The sequence below is a fragment of the Hyphomicrobium sp. NDB2Meth4 genome (assembly GCF_900117445.1).
Taxonomy (GTDB): domain Bacteria; phylum Pseudomonadota; class Alphaproteobacteria; order Rhizobiales; family Hyphomicrobiaceae; genus Hyphomicrobium_A.
This window is the reverse complement of sequence record NZ_FPEJ01000013.1, coordinates 513,117-529,066: the sequence shown is the minus strand read 5'-3', so window position 1 is coordinate 529,066 and position 15,950 is coordinate 513,117. Positions and strand designations below refer to the sequence as shown.

14 protein-coding genes are annotated in these 15,950 nt (G+C 63.4%); 9 read left to right on the top strand and 5 right to left on the bottom strand.

Features of this window, described 5'->3' with window-relative positions; all coding sequences use genetic code 11:
* Positions 1 to 59: 59 nt before the first annotated feature.
* Together NDB2M4_RS17465 and NDB2M4_RS17460 are read left to right on the top strand one after the other, a co-directional pair.
* Positions 60 to 1,145, top strand: coding sequence for an efflux RND transporter periplasmic adaptor subunit (locus tag NDB2M4_RS17465; protein WP_139247366.1), 1,086 nt, complete (start codon positions 60 to 62; stop codon positions 1,143 to 1,145).
* Complete coding sequence (locus NDB2M4_RS17460; protein WP_072377347.1) at positions 1,145 to 4,327, top strand: efflux RND transporter permease subunit; 3,183 nt, start codon at positions 1,145 to 1,147, stop codon at positions 4,325 to 4,327. The genes NDB2M4_RS17465 and NDB2M4_RS17460 overlap by 1 nt, the downstream gene beginning before the upstream one ends.
* Positions 4,328 to 4,338: 11 nt before the next feature.
* Here NDB2M4_RS17460 and NDB2M4_RS17455 read toward each other — a convergent pair whose 3' ends face one another.
* Entirely contained in the window at positions 4,339 to 5,751 is a 1,413-nt protein-coding gene (locus NDB2M4_RS17455) for a TAXI family TRAP transporter solute-binding subunit (protein WP_072377345.1), read from the bottom strand.
* 114 nt (positions 5,752 to 5,865) lie between these two features.
* Positions 5,866 to 6,066, bottom strand: coding sequence for a hypothetical protein (locus NDB2M4_RS20085; RefSeq protein ID WP_139247365.1), 201 nt, complete (start codon positions 6,064 to 6,066; stop codon positions 5,866 to 5,868).
* A 35-nt stretch (positions 6,067 to 6,101) separates the two neighbouring features.
* Here NDB2M4_RS20085 and NDB2M4_RS17450 point away from each other — a divergent pair, with 35 nt between their 5' ends.
* Complete coding sequence (locus NDB2M4_RS17450) at positions 6,102 to 6,644, top strand: cupredoxin domain-containing protein (protein ID WP_139247364.1); 543 nt, start codon at positions 6,102 to 6,104, stop codon at positions 6,642 to 6,644.
* 162 nt (positions 6,645 to 6,806) lie between these two features.
* Here NDB2M4_RS17450 and NDB2M4_RS20535 read toward each other — a convergent pair whose 3' ends face one another.
* Positions 6,807 to 7,580: a cupin domain-containing protein gene (locus NDB2M4_RS20535; RefSeq protein ID WP_244536217.1), complete on the bottom strand. Its 774-nt coding sequence runs from the start codon at positions 7,578 to 7,580 to the stop codon at positions 6,807 to 6,809.
* 172 nt (positions 7,581 to 7,752) lie between these two features.
* Between NDB2M4_RS20535 and NDB2M4_RS17440 the strand changes: the two genes are divergently transcribed.
* Positions 7,753 to 9,129, top strand: a complete 1,377-nt coding sequence (locus tag NDB2M4_RS17440; RefSeq protein ID WP_072377343.1) for a sensor histidine kinase — start codon at positions 7,753 to 7,755, stop codon at positions 9,127 to 9,129.
* Complete coding sequence (locus NDB2M4_RS17435; protein WP_072377341.1) at positions 9,129 to 9,791, top strand: response regulator; 663 nt, start codon at positions 9,129 to 9,131, stop codon at positions 9,789 to 9,791. The genes NDB2M4_RS17440 and NDB2M4_RS17435 overlap by 1 nt, the downstream gene beginning before the upstream one ends.
* Before the next feature lie 20 nt (positions 9,792 to 9,811).
* Here the strand turns inward: NDB2M4_RS17435 and NDB2M4_RS17430 are convergent, their stop codons facing one another.
* A complete protein-coding gene (locus tag NDB2M4_RS17430; RefSeq protein ID WP_072377339.1) occupies positions 9,812 to 10,765 on the bottom strand; it encodes a LysR family transcriptional regulator in 954 nt (317 codons plus the stop codon).
* Between the two features lie 104 nt (positions 10,766 to 10,869).
* On the opposite strand from NDB2M4_RS17430, the gene NDB2M4_RS17425 reads away from it, so the two are divergent.
* Positions 10,870 to 11,205 (top strand): hypothetical protein, encoded by a 336-nt coding sequence (locus NDB2M4_RS17425; protein ID WP_072377337.1) that lies wholly within the window; start codon positions 10,870 to 10,872, stop codon positions 11,203 to 11,205.
* A 108-nt stretch (positions 11,206 to 11,313) separates the two neighbouring features.
* Here NDB2M4_RS17425 and NDB2M4_RS17420 read toward each other — a convergent pair whose 3' ends face one another.
* Positions 11,314 to 12,360, bottom strand: coding sequence for a class I SAM-dependent methyltransferase (locus NDB2M4_RS17420; RefSeq protein WP_072378276.1), 1,047 nt, complete (start codon positions 12,358 to 12,360; stop codon positions 11,314 to 11,316).
* A 457-nt stretch (positions 12,361 to 12,817) separates the two neighbouring features.
* Between NDB2M4_RS17420 and NDB2M4_RS17415 the strand changes: the two genes are divergently transcribed.
* The 3 genes from NDB2M4_RS17415 to NDB2M4_RS17405 are packed head-to-tail and all read left to right on the top strand — an operon-like array spanning position 12,818 to position 15,949.
* On the top strand, positions 12,818 to 13,996 hold the full coding sequence (locus tag NDB2M4_RS17415; protein ID WP_072377335.1) for a hypothetical protein: 1,179 nt from the start codon (positions 12,818 to 12,820) through the stop codon (positions 13,994 to 13,996).
* Positions 13,997 to 14,050: 54 nt separating this feature from the next.
* Positions 14,051 to 14,449: a hypothetical protein gene (locus tag NDB2M4_RS17410; RefSeq protein ID WP_083556553.1), complete on the top strand. Its 399-nt coding sequence runs from the start codon at positions 14,051 to 14,053 to the stop codon at positions 14,447 to 14,449.
* A gap of 6 nt (positions 14,450 to 14,455) precedes the next feature.
* Positions 14,456 to 15,949: a relaxase/mobilization nuclease domain-containing protein gene (locus NDB2M4_RS17405; protein ID WP_072377333.1), complete on the top strand. Its 1,494-nt coding sequence runs from the start codon at positions 14,456 to 14,458 to the stop codon at positions 15,947 to 15,949.
* The last annotated feature ends 1 nt before the right edge of the window (position 15,950 follow it).

Here is a 15,950-nt window from a genome sequence, read left to right as displayed (position 1 = left end):
ATACGGGGCTTCACTAGAACACGAGGCTGCCCTCGACGGCGGCCCGCAATGGGCGTGGCATGAAGTTAATGCGTATGGGCCGCAGCCTGCTGCTGGTCCTGATCGGTGTCGCTTTGCTTGCCGGGCTCGCGGCGGTGGTCATCGTCGGCTACGTCGAGGGGCGCGAGGAAGCTGCGCTCGAGGCCAAGCGCGAGCAGCCGATCAAGCCGCCGTTGCGGGTGACGATGCCTGAACGCGGGCAACCGATCATCACCCTCGGCGACGAAGCGCAACAGGCCATCGGGCTGGAGCTCAAGAGACTCGAGCCGGCCAAGTACCAGGACCAGGTGCGCGCCTACGGGACCGTCCTCGATCTCACATCGCTGACGACCCTCAACACCAACTACATTTCCGCGGTCTCGCAGCTCAACACGGCGCGGGCGCGGATGGCCGCCTCCCTCCCCGCATTCGAACGGGCCAAGGCGCTGTACGCCAAGAGTATCGGCAATCTCGTCCAGGTGCAGAGCAGCGAGGCAACATTGATCGCGGATCGCGCTGCGGTTGAGGCGGCTGAATCGCAGGTGCGGACATTGCGGGCCACGGCCATGCAGGAGTGGGGCCCCGTCATTGGCAACGCCATGGTGGTCGATGGCGGCCTCATCACGCGGCTGATCGAGCGGGTGGAGTTCCTGTTGCAGATCACGCTGCCGCCTGGGGTGCAGCTGGAGGACGTGCCGCCGAAAGCTGCGATCGAGGTCGTGGGCAAAACCCATCGCTCTGAGGCGCGCTATATCTCGCCGGGAACGCGCACCGACTCGCGCATCCAGGGCGCAACGTACTTCTACGCCGCGCCGGCCAACAGTGGCGTGCTGCCGGGCATGAACGTGCGGGCATTCCTCGTCGACGGAAAGCCGGTGGATGGTGTCACCGTCCCTGCCTCGGCGGTGGTGTGGTGGGCAGGGCGCGGATGGGTCTATCGGCGCACCGGAGACGAGACGTTCTCGCGTCTCGAGATCCCGACCGATATGCCCGCTGAGAACAACGGCGGCTTTGTCGTTCCGACTGCTCTGCTCGCCGACGCCGGCGACGTGGTGACGACGGGTGCGCAGATGCTTTTATCGGAGGAATTCCGCTCGCAGATCCAGATTGAGGGCGATGACGACTGATGACGCCCGCGCCCACATCCGCTGAGCAACAGCGCGGGGTGCAAGCCGCGATCATCCGATTTGCGGTGCGTTTCCGCGGCATCGTCGTAGCACTTGCAATCGTGCTGCTGGGCTACGGGATCGTGTCGCTGACACAGGCGAAATACGACGTCTTCCCCGAGTTTGCGCCGCCGCAGGTGGGCATTCAGGCCGAGGCACCCGGACTTACCGCCGAGCAGGTCGAGGTGCTCGTCACCCAGCCGATCGAAAATGCTGTCAATGGCGTGCCGGGCATTCAATCGATGCGCTCGGTCTCCATTCAGGGCCTTTCGGTCATCACGGTGATCTTCGAGGCCAAGAGCGACATTTATCGCGACCGCCAGGTTGTATCGGAACGTCTGGCGGAGGCCGTGCGCGAGCTGCCGCAGAACATTCCGCAGCCGACGATTACGCCCCTCACCTCTTCGTCGAGCACCGTGCTGGTGCTTGGCCTTACCTCGAAGACGCGCTCGCTCATGGATCTGCGAACGCTTGCCGACTGGACGCTGCGGCAGCGGCTGCTGGCGGTTCCGGGCGTTTCCAAGGTGGCCGTGTTCGGGCGAGACGTACGCTCGCTGCAGGTGCAGATCCGGCCGGATGACCTGCTGCGTTACAATCTCTCGATCGACGATGTGCTGGACGCAGCGCGTCGGGCGACAGCCATCACTGGCGCCGGCTTCATCGAGACGTCGAACCAGCGCGTGGTGTTCCAGTCCGAAGGTCAGTCGATCGATCCGAGCGAGCTGGCGCGTACTGTTGTGACCAGCGTCAACGGCGCCAGCGTGCTGTTGAAGGACGTGGCCGAGGTCACGGAAGCGCCAGAGCCGGCGATAGGTGGCGCAACGATCATGGGCGAGCCGGGCGTGGTGCTGCTCGTGTCCGGCCAGCTCGGCGCCAACACTGTCGATGTCACCGAAGGGGTGGAGAAGGCACTTACGGCGCTGCGGCCGTCGATCGAGAAGGAAGGCGTGGAGCTGCGGGCGGATTTGTTCCGGCCGGCCGACTTCATCGCCATATCGACGCGCAACGTGATGCAATCGCTGGTGCTGGGCGGCATCCTGGTCATTGTCGTGCTTTACCTGTTTCTCTACGACCTGCGCACGGCGACGATCTCGTCAGTTGCCATTCCCCTGTCGCTGCTTGCGGCCGTTGTCGTCCTCAATGCACTGGGCGCGACGCTCAACGCCATGACGTTGGGTGGCCTCGCCATTGCCATCGGCGAAGTGGTCGACGACGCGGTGATCGACGTGGAGAATATCGCGCGGCGACTACGCGAGAACCGGCGCAGCGCCAACCCACTGCCCATCGGCGATGTCATCGTTAATGCCTCGCTGGAAGTGCGCGGATCGGTGGTCTACGCCACCTTTGCGGTCATTCTCGTGTTCCTGCCGGTGATCATGTTGCCAGGCCTCGCTGGCCGCTTCTTCGCACCGCTGGGCCTTTCCTACGTTCTGGCGATTCTCGCCTCGCTCGCCGTGGCGATGATCGTCACGCCGGCGCTGTGCATGCTGCTTTTTCGTGATCGCGCGGCTGCCGGCGACGAGCAGACCGCGCACGATCCACCGGTAACGCGCTGGCTTCGCCGGCATTACGACAGCATGCTGCGAGTTATCATCGCGCGTCCGCGGACGACGCTGGCGGCGGCGTTCATCTTCACTCTGGCGGGTTGTGCGGCGATACCGCTGTTCGGCATCGGCTTCCTGCCGGAGTTGAAGGAAGGCCATTTCACGCTGCACATGGCAGCTGTCCCCGGCACTTCGATCGCGGAGTCGGAGCGCATGGGTAAACGCGTCACCGAGGCGCTGCTGAAGCTGCCGTTCGTGCGCGTGGTCTCGCAACGCATCGGACGCGCAGAGCAGGCAGACGATACCTGGGGCACGCATTACAGCGAGTTCGAGGTCGATCTGCAGCCGGGCTTATCGGGCGAAGAGTCAGAGGAAGCACAAACCGAAATGCGGCGCGTTCTCGCCGAATTTCCGGGCGTGAACTTCGCGCTGAAGCCGTTCCTCACCGAGCGGGTGGAGGAATCGCTCTCGGGCTACACGGCGTCGGTGATCGTCAACATCTACGGCAACGACCTCAACGCGCTGGACGAGACCGCGCAACAGGTGGCGCAGGAGTTGAACGGGATCGAAGGCGCGGCAGAGGTGCAATTGCAGTCGCCGCCAGGACTGCCGCAGCTGACAATCCGCCCGCGCAAGTCCGATCTGGAACGCTGGGGGCTGGACACTGTCGATGTTCTCAACGCGGTGCGCACAGCCTACCAGGGCGACGTCGTCGGGCAGACGTACGAGGGAAGCCGCGTATTCAACGTGATCGCCATTCTCGACAAGTCGACGCGAGAGAACATCTCTCATGTCGCCGACCTGCCGCTGCGCACGCGTAACGGCAATTTCGTCCTGCTGAAGCAGATCGCCGACGTGTTCCAGCTCGCTGGCCGATACCAGGTCGATCACTTCGGCGGACAGCGGCTGCAGGCGGTGACGTCGAATGTGATCGGGCGCGATGTCGGGTCATTCGTTGACGAGGCCGAAGAGACGCTGGCGCGAAAGCTGAAGCTTCCGCCGGGCGTGCACATTGAATTTGCGGGCTCGGCGCAAGCGCAGGCGCAGGCCCAGCGCGATCTGATCATGAATGCGCTGGTTGCCGGGATCGGCATCTTGGTGCTGCTGTCGGTGGTAACGGGCAGCACGCGCAATGTGATCCTGGTGCTCGCCAACATGCCGTTCGCGATGGTGGGCGGCGTGCTCGCCGTGCTGGCGACGGGCGGCGTGCTGACGATCGGCTCGATGGTCGGCTTCGTGACGCTGTTCGGCATCACGCTGCGCAACTCGATCATGATGATCTCGCACTACGAGCAGATGGTCTCGATAGAGGGTGTCATCTGGGGGCGGGATGCGGCGATTGCCGGCGCGGCGGACCGCCTAGCGCCGATCCTGATGACATCGATCGTGACGGCGCTCGGGCTGCTACCGCTGGCAATCGGCATGAACGAGCCGGGGCGCGAGATCGAAGGACCGATGGCGCTGGTGATCGTCGGCGGCCTTGCCAGCTCGATGGCGCTGAACCTGATGGTGCTGCCGACACTGGCGTTGCAGCTCGGGCGCTTCGGGGCGCGCGACAAGGCGTTCGCGCCGAAGCCGGAACATGCCAGCGCCGGCTGAGCGGCGACCGTTTATTCGGCCGCCATGCGTACGACGTGCGGCTTCTGGAACAATCGCTGCCGCACCAGATTGATGTGCAAGCGCAAGTGATAGAACTGGTCGGAGAACGCCAGCGGGTAGCGGATTTTTCGAACACCGGAATCGATGCGCTCGATCTCGGCCTGATGGGCGGCAAGGTCACCCTCGACCGGGTCGTCGAGCTGCTTCTCGAGCGCCTTGAGCTGGCGATACCAGTAAAGAAGCCGGCGGCGCACAGTCCAGTTGTAGACGCTCGGCAGCACGCGCAGGATCGGCAGCAGGATCACCAGCGAGGGGATCAGCAGCAGCACGGTTTGCGCGCCGTGGTTGGAGATGAAGGCCGATACGGAGAACGGGAAGCCCGCCTCCTTCACGGCCGGCGCAATGGAGCGCAGCGCGACCGGCAACTCGCCCGACTTATAGACCTGGCGCGTTTCTTCGGGGACGCGATACTCGGGATCAGAGATATGCGGGAATGTTCCCGGCCGGTGGAACAGCACAGGGTCGCCGGCCTTGTCGAAGCCGGAGCGCGGGTTCTGCAGCACGGCGAAAGACAGCAAGCTGATGAGAGAAGGGTCGAGATCGGCGCGGACGACAAGCGCGGTGCTGGTGGCCAGCAGCGTCACGTCCTCGGGCGGCGACAGCGGCTCGAATTCGACGGCCCCGCGATTGAGCGTCACCTTGGTGAGCGCCGGGAAGCGATTGGCGTAGGCATCGGCTTCCAGCGCAAAATTGAGCAGACGGATGCCTTCAACGTGCAGAAGGCTCTGGATGAGCGGCGTGTCGGCCGGCTGTACGAGGAATGCCGCTTCGGCCTTGCCGGACAGAAGCTGGTTGCCGTCGGGCGCAATGTCCTCGGCGATCATCAGCGGATTGTCTTTGCTGAACTCGATGCCATTGGCACGCAGAAGCTGGGCGGCGATGCGGCGGCCACCACTTTCACGCGTGCCGGTTAGTACGGCCTTGCCCTTCAGATCGCGCAGGCTCTGGCCTGCGAAGTCGGAGCGGACGAAGACCCAGATTGGCTCATAGAAAAGACGGCCCAAGGAGCGCAGCTTGCCAAGCTCCTTCTGCTGCCACTCCTGCGCCTTGGCTCGCGCCAGCCTGCCCTGCATGCTGCCGACGAGACCGCCCTTGATGAAGGCGGCATCGAACTGCGGCGGGTCGGAGACGAGACCTTTGAGTGTCTGGAAGCCTTCGACGGCCGGACGGAGCTGCACATCGACGCCGTAGGGATCGAGCGCCTTCTCGTAGGCGGCAGCGAGCTCGCGGTAGTTTGCGACATCGCCGGTGGCGAGAACAATCTTGCCCTCGGCCCCGCGCTGACCGGTCGCCCAGTAGTAGCCAGCCGACAGCAGCGCAATTGCAGCAACGGCAATGAACGTGATTGCTTTGGGCAGGTTCATTGCGTCCTCCCTCACCCTAGGTCGCTTCGGAGCAGCTTTAGCAGCCCGTGGGAGCGAAATGAGCACCACTGAGTGTCAAACCGGTGGCGGGCGGGCTTTCGCGCAACACTGAGATCACGCGCCGCGTTCGCCAATCGCGCGGTTCGGGGGCACTTTCGTCAGCCCGTCTGCCATTCCTCCGGCTTCGATTGACGGGCAAAAAGTGTGGAAAACCATGTTCTGCATCAATGCCTTCGCCTGCCAGGCCATCGCAAATGGCCAATCCGAAGCTGCGGCAAAAGTATGGATTCGCCGAGGGGCCGGTTCGGTTACCATGCCGGAAGACATCCAAGCTTAAGGGGAGACCACCCATGCGGCAGAGATTGATCGTCCCAGCGCTCGCCAGCGCGGCGGCCGTAGTCATCGCGATCAGCGGCGGCCCGATGGCGATAAACACCGCTCTCGCCCACAGTGCGCATGAAGGTCACGGCGAACACGCGGGGCATGACGCTCACGCCAGCCACGATGCTTCGTTTGCGGCGGGGGAGCCGGGCGCCGCCCACGAAGCCGCGCGGACGGTCGAAATCGTGATGCGCGACGACGGCGGCGAGATGAGCTTCTCGCCCAACGCGCTCGAGGTGAAGAAGGGCGAACAGGTGCGCTTCGTGCTGACGAACGCGGGAGCCGTCGACCACGAATTCCTCATCGACAGCGTCGCCAACAATGCCGCCCACAAAGATGCGATGGCCGCCAACCCCGAGATGCAGCACGACGAGCCAAACGGCCGCCGGCTGAAGCCCGGCGAGAAGACGGAGCTTGTGTGGCGCTTTACGAAGCCCGGCACGTTTGAAATCGCATGCCTCATTCCCGGCCACTATGAATCCGGCATGAAGGGCGAAGTCTCGGTGAAGTAATGGACGCGTTGGCGGGACAAAAGCGCCGCTTCGCATCGACAGCCGGACGGTGAGCATCGAGCCCTCGCCGATCGTCTACTACGCGCGACTATCGCAAGGCTGGTGAAGAAGCGGCAGGGAGCAGACGCCATGCCCGCTCCCTGTCACTGTTGATGCCTCGCGCTACTTCTTGGTGCGGGGATCGTCTTCCGGATTGATGTAGATGAGGTCGAACGGTCCGACGGCGGCGACCTGGATGATCGTTTCCTTGTCGGTCGTCCAAACGTAGTGGGCGTGGTTGGCCGGCAGGGCGAGCATACCGCCGGCGTCGAGCATCTTGCCTTTGGTGAGATCGGCCTTCTTGCCCATGCCACTTCCCATGGAGCCGCTGAGCACCGTCACCGTCTCGAAGCCCGGATGCGTGTGCGGCGGGACAAGATAGTTGGGCGGAAACTTCAGCCTCAGAATGAAAAGGCCAGGTTTCGTTGGATCGCCGTGCAGGAGTGCGGTCTGCGCGCCCTTCGGGAATGCCGGGTCATCGCGGAAGACGATTTCGGCAGGTGCTAATTCCTTGGCGCCGTCTGCCTCGCTGGCGTCGTGCGCGAAGCCGGTGCCTGCTACCGCCATCATGGCCGCTGCGACGAGCATCTTTCTCATAGTTCCTCCTTGGACTGCCTGTTGATCGGGTTGCATCTCGGCCTGGACGGTATCGGCTGCTGGCGTGGTGCAGTTCGCTTCATCCTTTCGGAGGGTGGCGAGCAGTGAGGCGATCTCCTCGGCGCGCCGCTGCTGCACGCGGCTCGAAGCGTGAAGCTGATGGCCGATCGCGAGAAACGCGAGCGAGCCTGCAGTGGCGACGACCAGGGCGAGACCAAGGGCGTCCTTCCAGGCAACCGCGTTGCCGTGGGGGGCTGCGCACATCCCCTGCTTCGACCTTATGGTCTCCAACTGCTGCATCTGCTGCCTTCCTCCGCCTAGCCAGCGCAGGATCGACCGTTCTGTCCTCGGGTGCCTACGGAGATTGCCACGTCAGGTCTTGGGCAAATTTCCTGAGAAATGGCCTCACCCCTTCACAGGGTCCGCGGCTGTCCATAGCCTCTCGGAACCGGGTTCCGAGCGAGGTTGCCCCATGGATCTCAAATGGCTGCTGGTGCGCAGGATCACCCTGGTGGCGCTCCTGTGCTTCATCGCGGGTGCCGGGTTGGCGCTTTACCAGACAGCGCTCAGTGCGAAGCACCAGAACGACGCGCTTGCCGATCTGATCAGTCGGCAGCTCAATCTGCAGCTTTCACGCATTAAGCGAGCGACCGATATCCACGAGCGCTTTCCAGACTGGGACCTCGTCACGGGGCTGTCGCTGCAGCCGGGACAATGCGTCGAGCTGCGCGGGGCGTCGGCGCCTCAGCAACTGCGCCGATCGAGCTGCGCAGGGATCGATACGGGCGCACTCAAGGCGCCGCAGTGGTTCCGGTGGATTTACGGTGGGCTGACTGACGGGCGGCAGACAGCCACCCGCCCCATCTTCTTCCACGACGTACTGCATGCCACGGTGGTCGTCGAATACGACCTGCTTGCCACCGCCGAACGCGCATGGGCATCCATCTCGCCGCTGCTAGGCTTTTCGGCTGCGCTCGTCGCTGTTCTTTGCCTCGTCACGTACTTGGTGATCAGCCGAGCGCTCGCGCCAACCCGGGAAATTCTCGACGGCATGAACAACCTAGCGAAAGGCAACCTCGATCATCGTTTGCCATCCTTCAAGCTGGCCGAGCTCAATCGGATCAGCGAAGTGTTCAACGGGCTTTCAGCGGACCTCGGCAAGGCGACGGCGGAGCGGGCCGAACTCGCACGGCGGCTGGTCGATACGCAAGAGCAGGAGCGCCGCCACATCGCACGGGAGCTGCATGACGAGATTGCGCAGAAGCTCAGTGCTCTCAATGCGAACGCGGCATGTCTCAGGACGCGTGCGCAGCGCGAGGCGCCTGCATTCGTCGACGACGCATCGCAGCTCGAGAAGATGGCGACCGGCCTGATGGTGACGCTGCGGCGTACGCTCACGTATCTGCGGCCGCAGGAAATCGACGATCTCGGGCTCATTCAAAGCCTCGAGGCGCTGGTCGCCCAGCACAACGAAGGTGCGCACGGACAGACGCGGTACTCCATAGAGACAGCACGCGGGATGGAAGGCCTACAGGCGGAGACCAGCGCCCACGTCTACCGCATCGTTCAGGAAGCGCTGACGAACGCCTCGAAGCATGCCAACGCTCGCAACGTGAAGGTCATGCTGCGGCAAGGCAAAGAGAGCGACCGCAACTTGATTCACCTGTCCGTCGTTGACGACGGACAGGGGCCGCCCGCCGGCGACAGATCCACGCCGCCGGCCGGTGCTGGTCTGATCGGCATGCGAGAACGCGTCGTCGCCCTCAGCGGAAAAATTTCCGCCGGTAGCCTGCCTGGCGGCGGCTTCGGGCTCGAGGTGGAATTTCCGTATTCGCAGCGAGGCGCCTGATGGGAACGGCCATCCGCGTTCTGCTTGTCGATGATCATGCTATCGTGCGCCAGGGCTATCGCCGGCTGATAGAAATGCATGACGACATCGCCGTCGTCGCGGAGGCCGAGGACGCACGCAGCGGCTACCAGGCATACAAGGACGCGGCGCCGGACGTGGTCGTCGTCGACATCTCGATGCCCGGGCGCGGCGGGATCGATCTCGTGCGGCAGATACGCCAGCGCGATTCTGCTGCGCGCGTTTTGATTTTCACGATGCACGCCAGCGCAACCTATGCGCAGCAGGCATTCCGCGCCGGTGCACGCGGGTATGTTACCAAGAGCAGCCCGCCCGACATTCTCGTCAGCGCGATACGCAGCGTCTACGCGGGGCGTCCGGCGCTGTGCGCTGAGATCAACTACATCGTGGCGACCAGCCGGCTGTGCGATGACGCATCGCCCGTCGACGAGCTTTCGCCGCGCGAGTTCGAGATCCTGCGCATGATCCTGGAGGCGAAGTCGACGGAAGAGATTGCAAAGGCATTCAACCTCAGTCCGAAGACGGTGGCGAACTATCACTACGAGATCAAATCGAAGCTCGGCGTGCGCTCCGATATCGAGCTCGTATACCTGTGCATGCGCCAGGGCCTGGTCGCCCCCGTAGTGGCGCCGGGCCCGGTGTAGCGCGGAGGCAGCGTCGATCTTCAGCGTGACGTCTTGGCGGTTTTCTCGCGCTCCTCGGCGGCGACGCGGATGATGGTATCGCGGAGCCAGATGTGAGCGGGATCACTGTCGTAGGACGCGTGCCACAGCAGCGATGTCGTCAACTGCGGGAGTTCGATGGGTGGCGGGCTGAGACTCAAATCCATCTGCGCGGCGAAGTAGCGGGCCAGCCTTGCGTGCATCGTGGTTATGACCGCCGCACCGGCGACAAGAAAGGGCACGGCGACGAACCGCGGCGTTACGAGTGCGATCGTCCGGCTGAGGCCGAGCTTCTCAAGCGCGTCATCCACGACGCCGCGCTCGCCGCGACGCAAGCTGGTCAGTACCTGCGGCAGGCGGACGTAATCCTCCAGCGACATCGGCGTCGACACCGGCACTTTGCGGGCATTGAACATGACGAGGTAGCTGTCGGTCGCCAGCACGCGGCGCTTGTGATGCACCTGTCCGCCTGGAAATGCTCCGACACCAATGCCGAGGTCGAGGCGGTCAGCGTCGAGATCATCGAGTAGTCCCTGGCCCTCGGCGGCGTAGAAGCGGAAGCGGATACCAGGGGCGTGCTCGCACACGTACGCGAGCAGTGCGGGCCCAATGAGGACTTCGGTACTGTCGGGCAGGCCTATGCGAAACACGCGTTCGGCCGTGGCGGGATCGAATACCTGCTCACGCGAGACCAGCGTCTCGATCTGCCCCAGCGCGACACGCACAGGATCGGCCAACGCCATGGCGCGGGGAGTCGGCTGCATTCCCGCAGGTCCGCGCGTCATCAGCTCATCGCCGAACAGCTCGCGCAAGCGCGCAAGGTTGTGGCTCATGGCCGACTGGCCGATGCCGATCCGCGCCGCCGCCTTGGTGACGCTGCGCTCGCTGAGCAAGGCATCGAGGGCGACGAGCAGATTGAGGTCGACCCGGGCTAAATTGATATGATCGATGGGCATTATCAATCCAATCCATTGGACTAATAGACCCCTCCGTATCATCTTCCCTGGCAACAGACCAGCACATCGGTGCCTGGCCTTCACATCAGCAATTGGAGGCTGTCATGAGCATTCGGAAAATCGCCCTCGTCGCCGCGGGCATTGCAGCGGCATCGATCGGCTCGGCGAGCATGGGTTCCGCCTCGGCGGATGGCCCGCGCGCCCACTCGATCAACCTTGGGGCCATCAACGGGGTCGCCTACTACACCGAGGAAGCCGGCCGCTTCCGTGTTGTCGCTACGCTTTCCCAGCAGGAGGGTCTGCCCATCCGTGTGGAGACCCTGCTCTCCCCTGGGCAGTCAGTCGTCCTCTCCACCGCAAAGGGTGAGTCCGGGCTGGAGAGTGTCGAGCTGAGCCGGGACGACAACAACCTTACGGTTCGCCCCGTTGATCAACGGTAGAACCGATCCATCGCAGAGTTCATCGTCTTCAGGGTATCGAAGACGATGAACGGCTGCAGCCAATTGCCCGTCGGCCAGAATGGCCGACGGGAGCGCATCTGGTTCACGTTATAGGCGGGCTTCGAGCACCATGTTGAATGGGGTCTCGGCAGCCCGGCGAACTTTTGAGAAGCCTCCCTGCCGAATGACCTCTGAGAGGCGCTTCTCGCCCGCCTGGGCCCCGAGCGCAGCGCCTACTTCCTGGCCCAGCGAGCAAGGGACGCACACGCTGGTCGAGAATGCGTAATAGACGCGGCCTACCGGGTTCAGGTTCTCACTCAGCGTGTCGCCAGCCATGGGCTCAACGAGCATCAGAGTGCCGTCGCTTTTGAGCGAGTTGCGGGCGTGTCTTGCTGCGCCCTCTGGATCTCCCATGTCGTGAAAGGCATCAAAGATCGTAACGAGGTCAAATCCGGTGCCTGCGTAATTTTGCGCACTCGCCGTCTCGAAGCGCACGTTGGCAACGCCGTTTCCGTGACGGCGTGCATGATCTATCGAAGCGTCATGAAAGTCGTAGCCGACGAACTGCGAGTTTGGGAATGCTTGCGCCATTATCAAAGTTGAAGCGCCGTGGCCGCAGCCAACATCGGCAACCTTTGCGCCGCGCTCGAGCTTCTCAATCACGCCATCGAGTGCCGACAGCCAATCGCTGACCAAGTGCTGCTTGTAGCCGGGGCGAAAGAACCGCTCGACACCACAGAACAGGCAGTTGCATCGATCTCCCCAACCCAGCCCCTTCCCGCTCTTGAACGCTTCAGTGAGTCTCGGCTCATCAGCAAAGACCGCTGACAGCGAGTAGAACCCACCTGTCATGAGCACGGGACTCTCTTCGTCCGCGAAAACCGCAGTTTGCTCAGGGGAGAGCCAGAACGTACCCGCTGCTGCGTCGCACGAGACGTAGCCTGATGCAGCCTGCGCACTCAGCCACTCACGTACATAACGCTCATGCGTTGCAGTCTTCTGGGCAAGCTCGGCGGAATTGATGGGTCCGTCGGCGAGAGCGCGATAGAGACCCAGCTTATCGCCGGTAAGGACTAGGGCGGCGTTTGCTGCCGCGCCGATCTCATTCACCATCGTCCCGAGCAGGGGCTCGAGCTTTGCCATATCCAATTCCACCGCTTGTTCCTTTTTGTTTGTGACCATCTGCGGCTAGGCGCGGAGATGGCGAATGTGGAGGCGTGCTGGATGCCAAAGCTAGCATCCGCCTCGGTGCGTAGGCACGGGGCACGACTCCGTCAGTTACGCCAGGAACGCAGGTGGAATTACGCTACCTGGGGAAACCCGAATAGGCGGCGCCGTATCCATGGATGAACGCTCGGCAGCAGGGGAGCGGACTCACAGTCTGGGAGGCTGGAAGAAATATCGCGGACCAACGCGGACCCTACGGGCCGGACCAAAGGTCATGCGTGGTTGGTGGACCTAGACGCACAATGTTCGAACCAAATCTTGGATGAGTTGCGGGAGTGGAACAACGCTCTGGAAGCCGTAAACACGGCATTTTCCCCGGAACCATAAGCGCTTAGCTGAGCCTCCCTCCGTGGCTATACTGCCCTGAAAATCGAAGGGGGCGATCATGGGGCACAGTTTTGCGCGGCAGGAACTCTACAATCTGGTCTGGTCGGAGCCGATGCGGGACATCGCAGCCCGGTTCCAGATTTCGGACGTGGGCCTCGCCAAGGCTTGCCGGAACGCTGCCATCCCGGTTCCGCCACGCGGCTTTTGGAACAAGAAGAAGGCTGGGCACCGGGTCGCCCAGTTTCCTTTGCCGCCGCGCGAACCGGGCCACCGCGACGCGGTGACGATTGGGCAGGATCGGTACTGGCACTACCCGCCGGAGCCGATTGACGAGAACGAACCCGACCCTCCTGCGCCTACGTTTGCAGAGCCCATTGAGGCGGTACGCGCCCGCGTAGAGAAGCGCACTGATGCCGTTCGTGTGCGGAAAGATTTCAGCATTGCGCACCCGGCCATCCGCAAACTTCTGGAGAAGGACGAGAAGCTCCGGGAGCAGCAGCGCCAATACGCCTGGTACAAACCCGTCTTTGACACGCCGCTGCAAAGGCGGCGGCTGCGCATCTGGAATGCACTCTTGCTCGCGCTGTCGGCCCAGGGGTGCAGCGGCTCCATCAACGATGAGAAGGCACAGGAGATAACAGCCAGCATTGGCATTTCCCATCTTCGGCTCACCTTGGAGATTATTCCCCTGCGAGGGCACGCCGCTAAAGACGCTGACGCGTCAAAGCGCGAACGCCTTCGTTTGAGCCTTAAGTCCTACCGTCACGATGGTCCGCCGCAAACGCTTGCCGATGACGAGCCTGAGAAACCAATCGAGCAGCGCCTAAGAGCCATCATCGTTGATCTCATGGTCATCGGCGAGGAGCGATACCGCGCAGACCAGATTCAAAGCCACAAATGGACGGTGCAGCGCCGCCATGAGCGCATCGCGGAGGCACGAAAAGCGCGCGAGGAGGCCGTGCGCAAGGAGCGCGAGCGGATCGCCGCGTTGGAGAAAGCCCGGGTCGATCGATTGCTGGACGAAGCCCAGGCCCTTCAACGAGCCCGCGATATACGTGAGTATGTCGCGCAGGTTCGAACGCTGAACCCTACGCTTGATCCGCCCATGCCGGATGATGCCCTTGAGCAGTGGGCCCATTGGGCGCTGGCGCAGGCGGAGCGGATCGATCCTGTTCGGTCACGCCGGTTTCTGGACGTTGACGATCTCAAGTCCGGCGCAGGAGGCTCTTCTGCCTAGACCCCGGCAGCCTTCCGCCCGGCTGGTTGCAAAAGGCGTGGCATTCTCACGGGCATGATGCCCGAAGAGCGCCCGAAACAAACCAAAGCCCGGCGAATTCTCTCTGTTCCGCTCACCCCGGAGCAGGATGCCGAGCTTGAGCGCCGCGCGGGCAGACAATCCAAAAGTGCCTATGCGCGGGAGCGGCTGTTTCCCGCCAATGACAATGAGCCCGCTGCGAAGCGGCGGCCGCGCGGGGGCGCTCCCGTCAAAGATCATGCGGCTCTTGCGAAGGTGCTAGCCCTTCTCGGCAAATCGGATGCCGGAAGCAGCCTGAGGGAGATGGCCGGGCTGGCCCGCATGGGCGCATTGCCGGTCACGCCGGAGACGGAGGCTGCGCTTCTCAAAGCCTGCGCCGATATTTCCGACTTGAAGGCCCTCCTGATGAAGGGTCTCGGCATCCGGGAAAGGTAGGCCCGGATGATCCTGAAGGGTGCGCAACGCGGCGGCGGCAAACAGCTTGCGCTTCATCTTTTGAATAGCCGTGACAACGAGCATATTGAGGTTCATGAAATCCGGGGATTCGCCTCGGACGATATCGTCGGCGCGCTGAAAGAGGCTCATGGGATGAGCCGGGGCACGAAGTGCAGACAATTCCTCTTCTCGGTCTCGCTGAACCCGCCTCCCCAAGAGCGGGTGCCGGTGGAGACGTTTGAATCTGCCATCGAATGGGTTGAGGAGAAGAACGGCCTCAAGGGCCAGCCGCGCATCGTCGTCTTCCATGAGAAGGAGGGCCGCAGGCACGCGCACGCTGTCTGGAGCCGGATTGACGCCGACACCATGACGGCGAAGAACCTCCCCTTTTTCAAGACCAAGCTGCGGGACTTGAGCCGCGAGCTTTACATCGAGAATGGCTGGAAGATGCCGCGCGGCCTGATGAACAGCCGCGAGGCCGATCCCCGCAACTTCACGCTCGCCGAATGGCATCAGGCCAAGCGCGCGGGGCGCGATGCCCGCGATCTCAAATCCATGATGCAGGAATGCTGGGCGGTTTCAGACTCGATGGCTGCCTTCATGCAGGCGCTCAAAAGCCGGGGCTTTACGCTGGCCCGCGGCGACCGGCGCGGGCATGTCGCCCTCTCGCCGGAAGGCGAAGTGTTCTCTGTGGCGCGGGCCGTCGGCAAGAAGACGAAGGATATTGCCAAGCGTCTGGGGGAGCCGGACAAGTTGCCCGGCGTTGCCGAGGCCCGCGCGCAGCTGGCCAAGGATCTGGCGGGCACCTTCCAGCGCCACCGCGCCGAGGCAGAGCTTCAAAAGCGCCGCGATCTTGCGCCGCTCGACCATAAGCGCAAAGAGATGGTGCTCGCGCACCGGCAGGAACGCCAACGCCTCGATGCCGGACAGCAGCAGCGCCGTCAGGACGAGTCCAAAGCCCGCGCCGCGCGGTTTGATACCGGAGTCCGGGGCCTATGGGCCCGCGTAAGCGGCAAGCATGCTGCCGTGCAGAAGCAAAATGAGCGCGAAGCCTATCTGGCCCTCGCACGCGACCGGGACCAGCGTCAGGCCCTGATCGACGCACAGATGTCTGATCGCCAGCGGCTGCAGGCCGACATCAAAGACGTGCGTGACCGGCACGCCGCGTTGCTGCGCGAGCTTCGCACCGATCAGAGCCAGATCAAGCGCACGCTCGAAGCCCCGCCCGTGATGAAGGAGTTCGAGGCGCAGGCAAGGCCTGCATCGAAACGGGCAGAAGCGGCGCGCTCAAGCAGGCCGAAGGCGCAGCAAGAGCGGGAGATGCCCAAAGCGCCGGAACGCGCGAAAGATGGTTCGAGCACGCCCGCACGCGCGCCCCTGCAGCAGGAAGCCCCCGAGCAACCGCGTCAGCCTTCGATGGAGCAGCGCCTTGACCGGCTCCGTAATGGCGACCGTACCCCGCCGCCCGCGCGCAATCGTGACATTGATCGTGAGCGATAAG

What these genes read in the sequence shown, in the direction of transcription:
- NDB2M4_RS17465 (WP_139247366.1), top strand. Translation starts at nt 60, where the DNA reads ATGAAGTTAATGCGTATGGGCCGCAGCCTGCTGCTGGTCCTGATCGGT.
- NDB2M4_RS17460 (WP_072377347.1), top strand. Translation starts at nt 1,145, where the DNA reads ATGACGCCCGCGCCCACATCCGCTGAGCAACAGCGCGGGGTGCAAGCC.
- NDB2M4_RS17455 (WP_072377345.1), bottom strand. Translation starts at nt 5,751, where the DNA reads ATGAACCTGCCCAAAGCAATCACGTTCATTGCCGTTGCTGCAATTGCG.
- NDB2M4_RS20085 (WP_139247365.1), bottom strand. Translation starts at nt 6,066, where the DNA reads ATGGTAACCGAACCGGCCCCTCGGCGAATCCATACTTTTGCCGCAGCT.
- NDB2M4_RS17450 (WP_139247364.1), top strand. Translation starts at nt 6,102, where the DNA reads ATGCGGCAGAGATTGATCGTCCCAGCGCTCGCCAGCGCGGCGGCCGTA.
- NDB2M4_RS20535 (WP_244536217.1), bottom strand. Translation starts at nt 7,580, where the DNA reads ATGCAGCAGTTGGAGACCATAAGGTCGAAGCAGGGGATGTGCGCAGCC.
- NDB2M4_RS17440 (WP_072377343.1), top strand. Translation starts at nt 7,753, where the DNA reads ATGGATCTCAAATGGCTGCTGGTGCGCAGGATCACCCTGGTGGCGCTC.
- NDB2M4_RS17435 (WP_072377341.1), top strand. Translation starts at nt 9,129, where the DNA reads ATGGGAACGGCCATCCGCGTTCTGCTTGTCGATGATCATGCTATCGTG.
- NDB2M4_RS17430 (WP_072377339.1), bottom strand. Translation starts at nt 10,765, where the DNA reads ATGCCCATCGATCATATCAATTTAGCCCGGGTCGACCTCAATCTGCTC.
- NDB2M4_RS17425 (WP_072377337.1), top strand. Translation starts at nt 10,870, where the DNA reads ATGAGCATTCGGAAAATCGCCCTCGTCGCCGCGGGCATTGCAGCGGCA.
- NDB2M4_RS17415 (WP_072377335.1), top strand. Translation starts at nt 12,818, where the DNA reads ATGGGGCACAGTTTTGCGCGGCAGGAACTCTACAATCTGGTCTGGTCG.
- NDB2M4_RS17410 (WP_083556553.1), top strand. Translation starts at nt 14,051, where the DNA reads ATGATGCCCGAAGAGCGCCCGAAACAAACCAAAGCCCGGCGAATTCTC.
- NDB2M4_RS17405 (WP_072377333.1), top strand. Translation starts at nt 14,456, where the DNA reads ATGATCCTGAAGGGTGCGCAACGCGGCGGCGGCAAACAGCTTGCGCTT.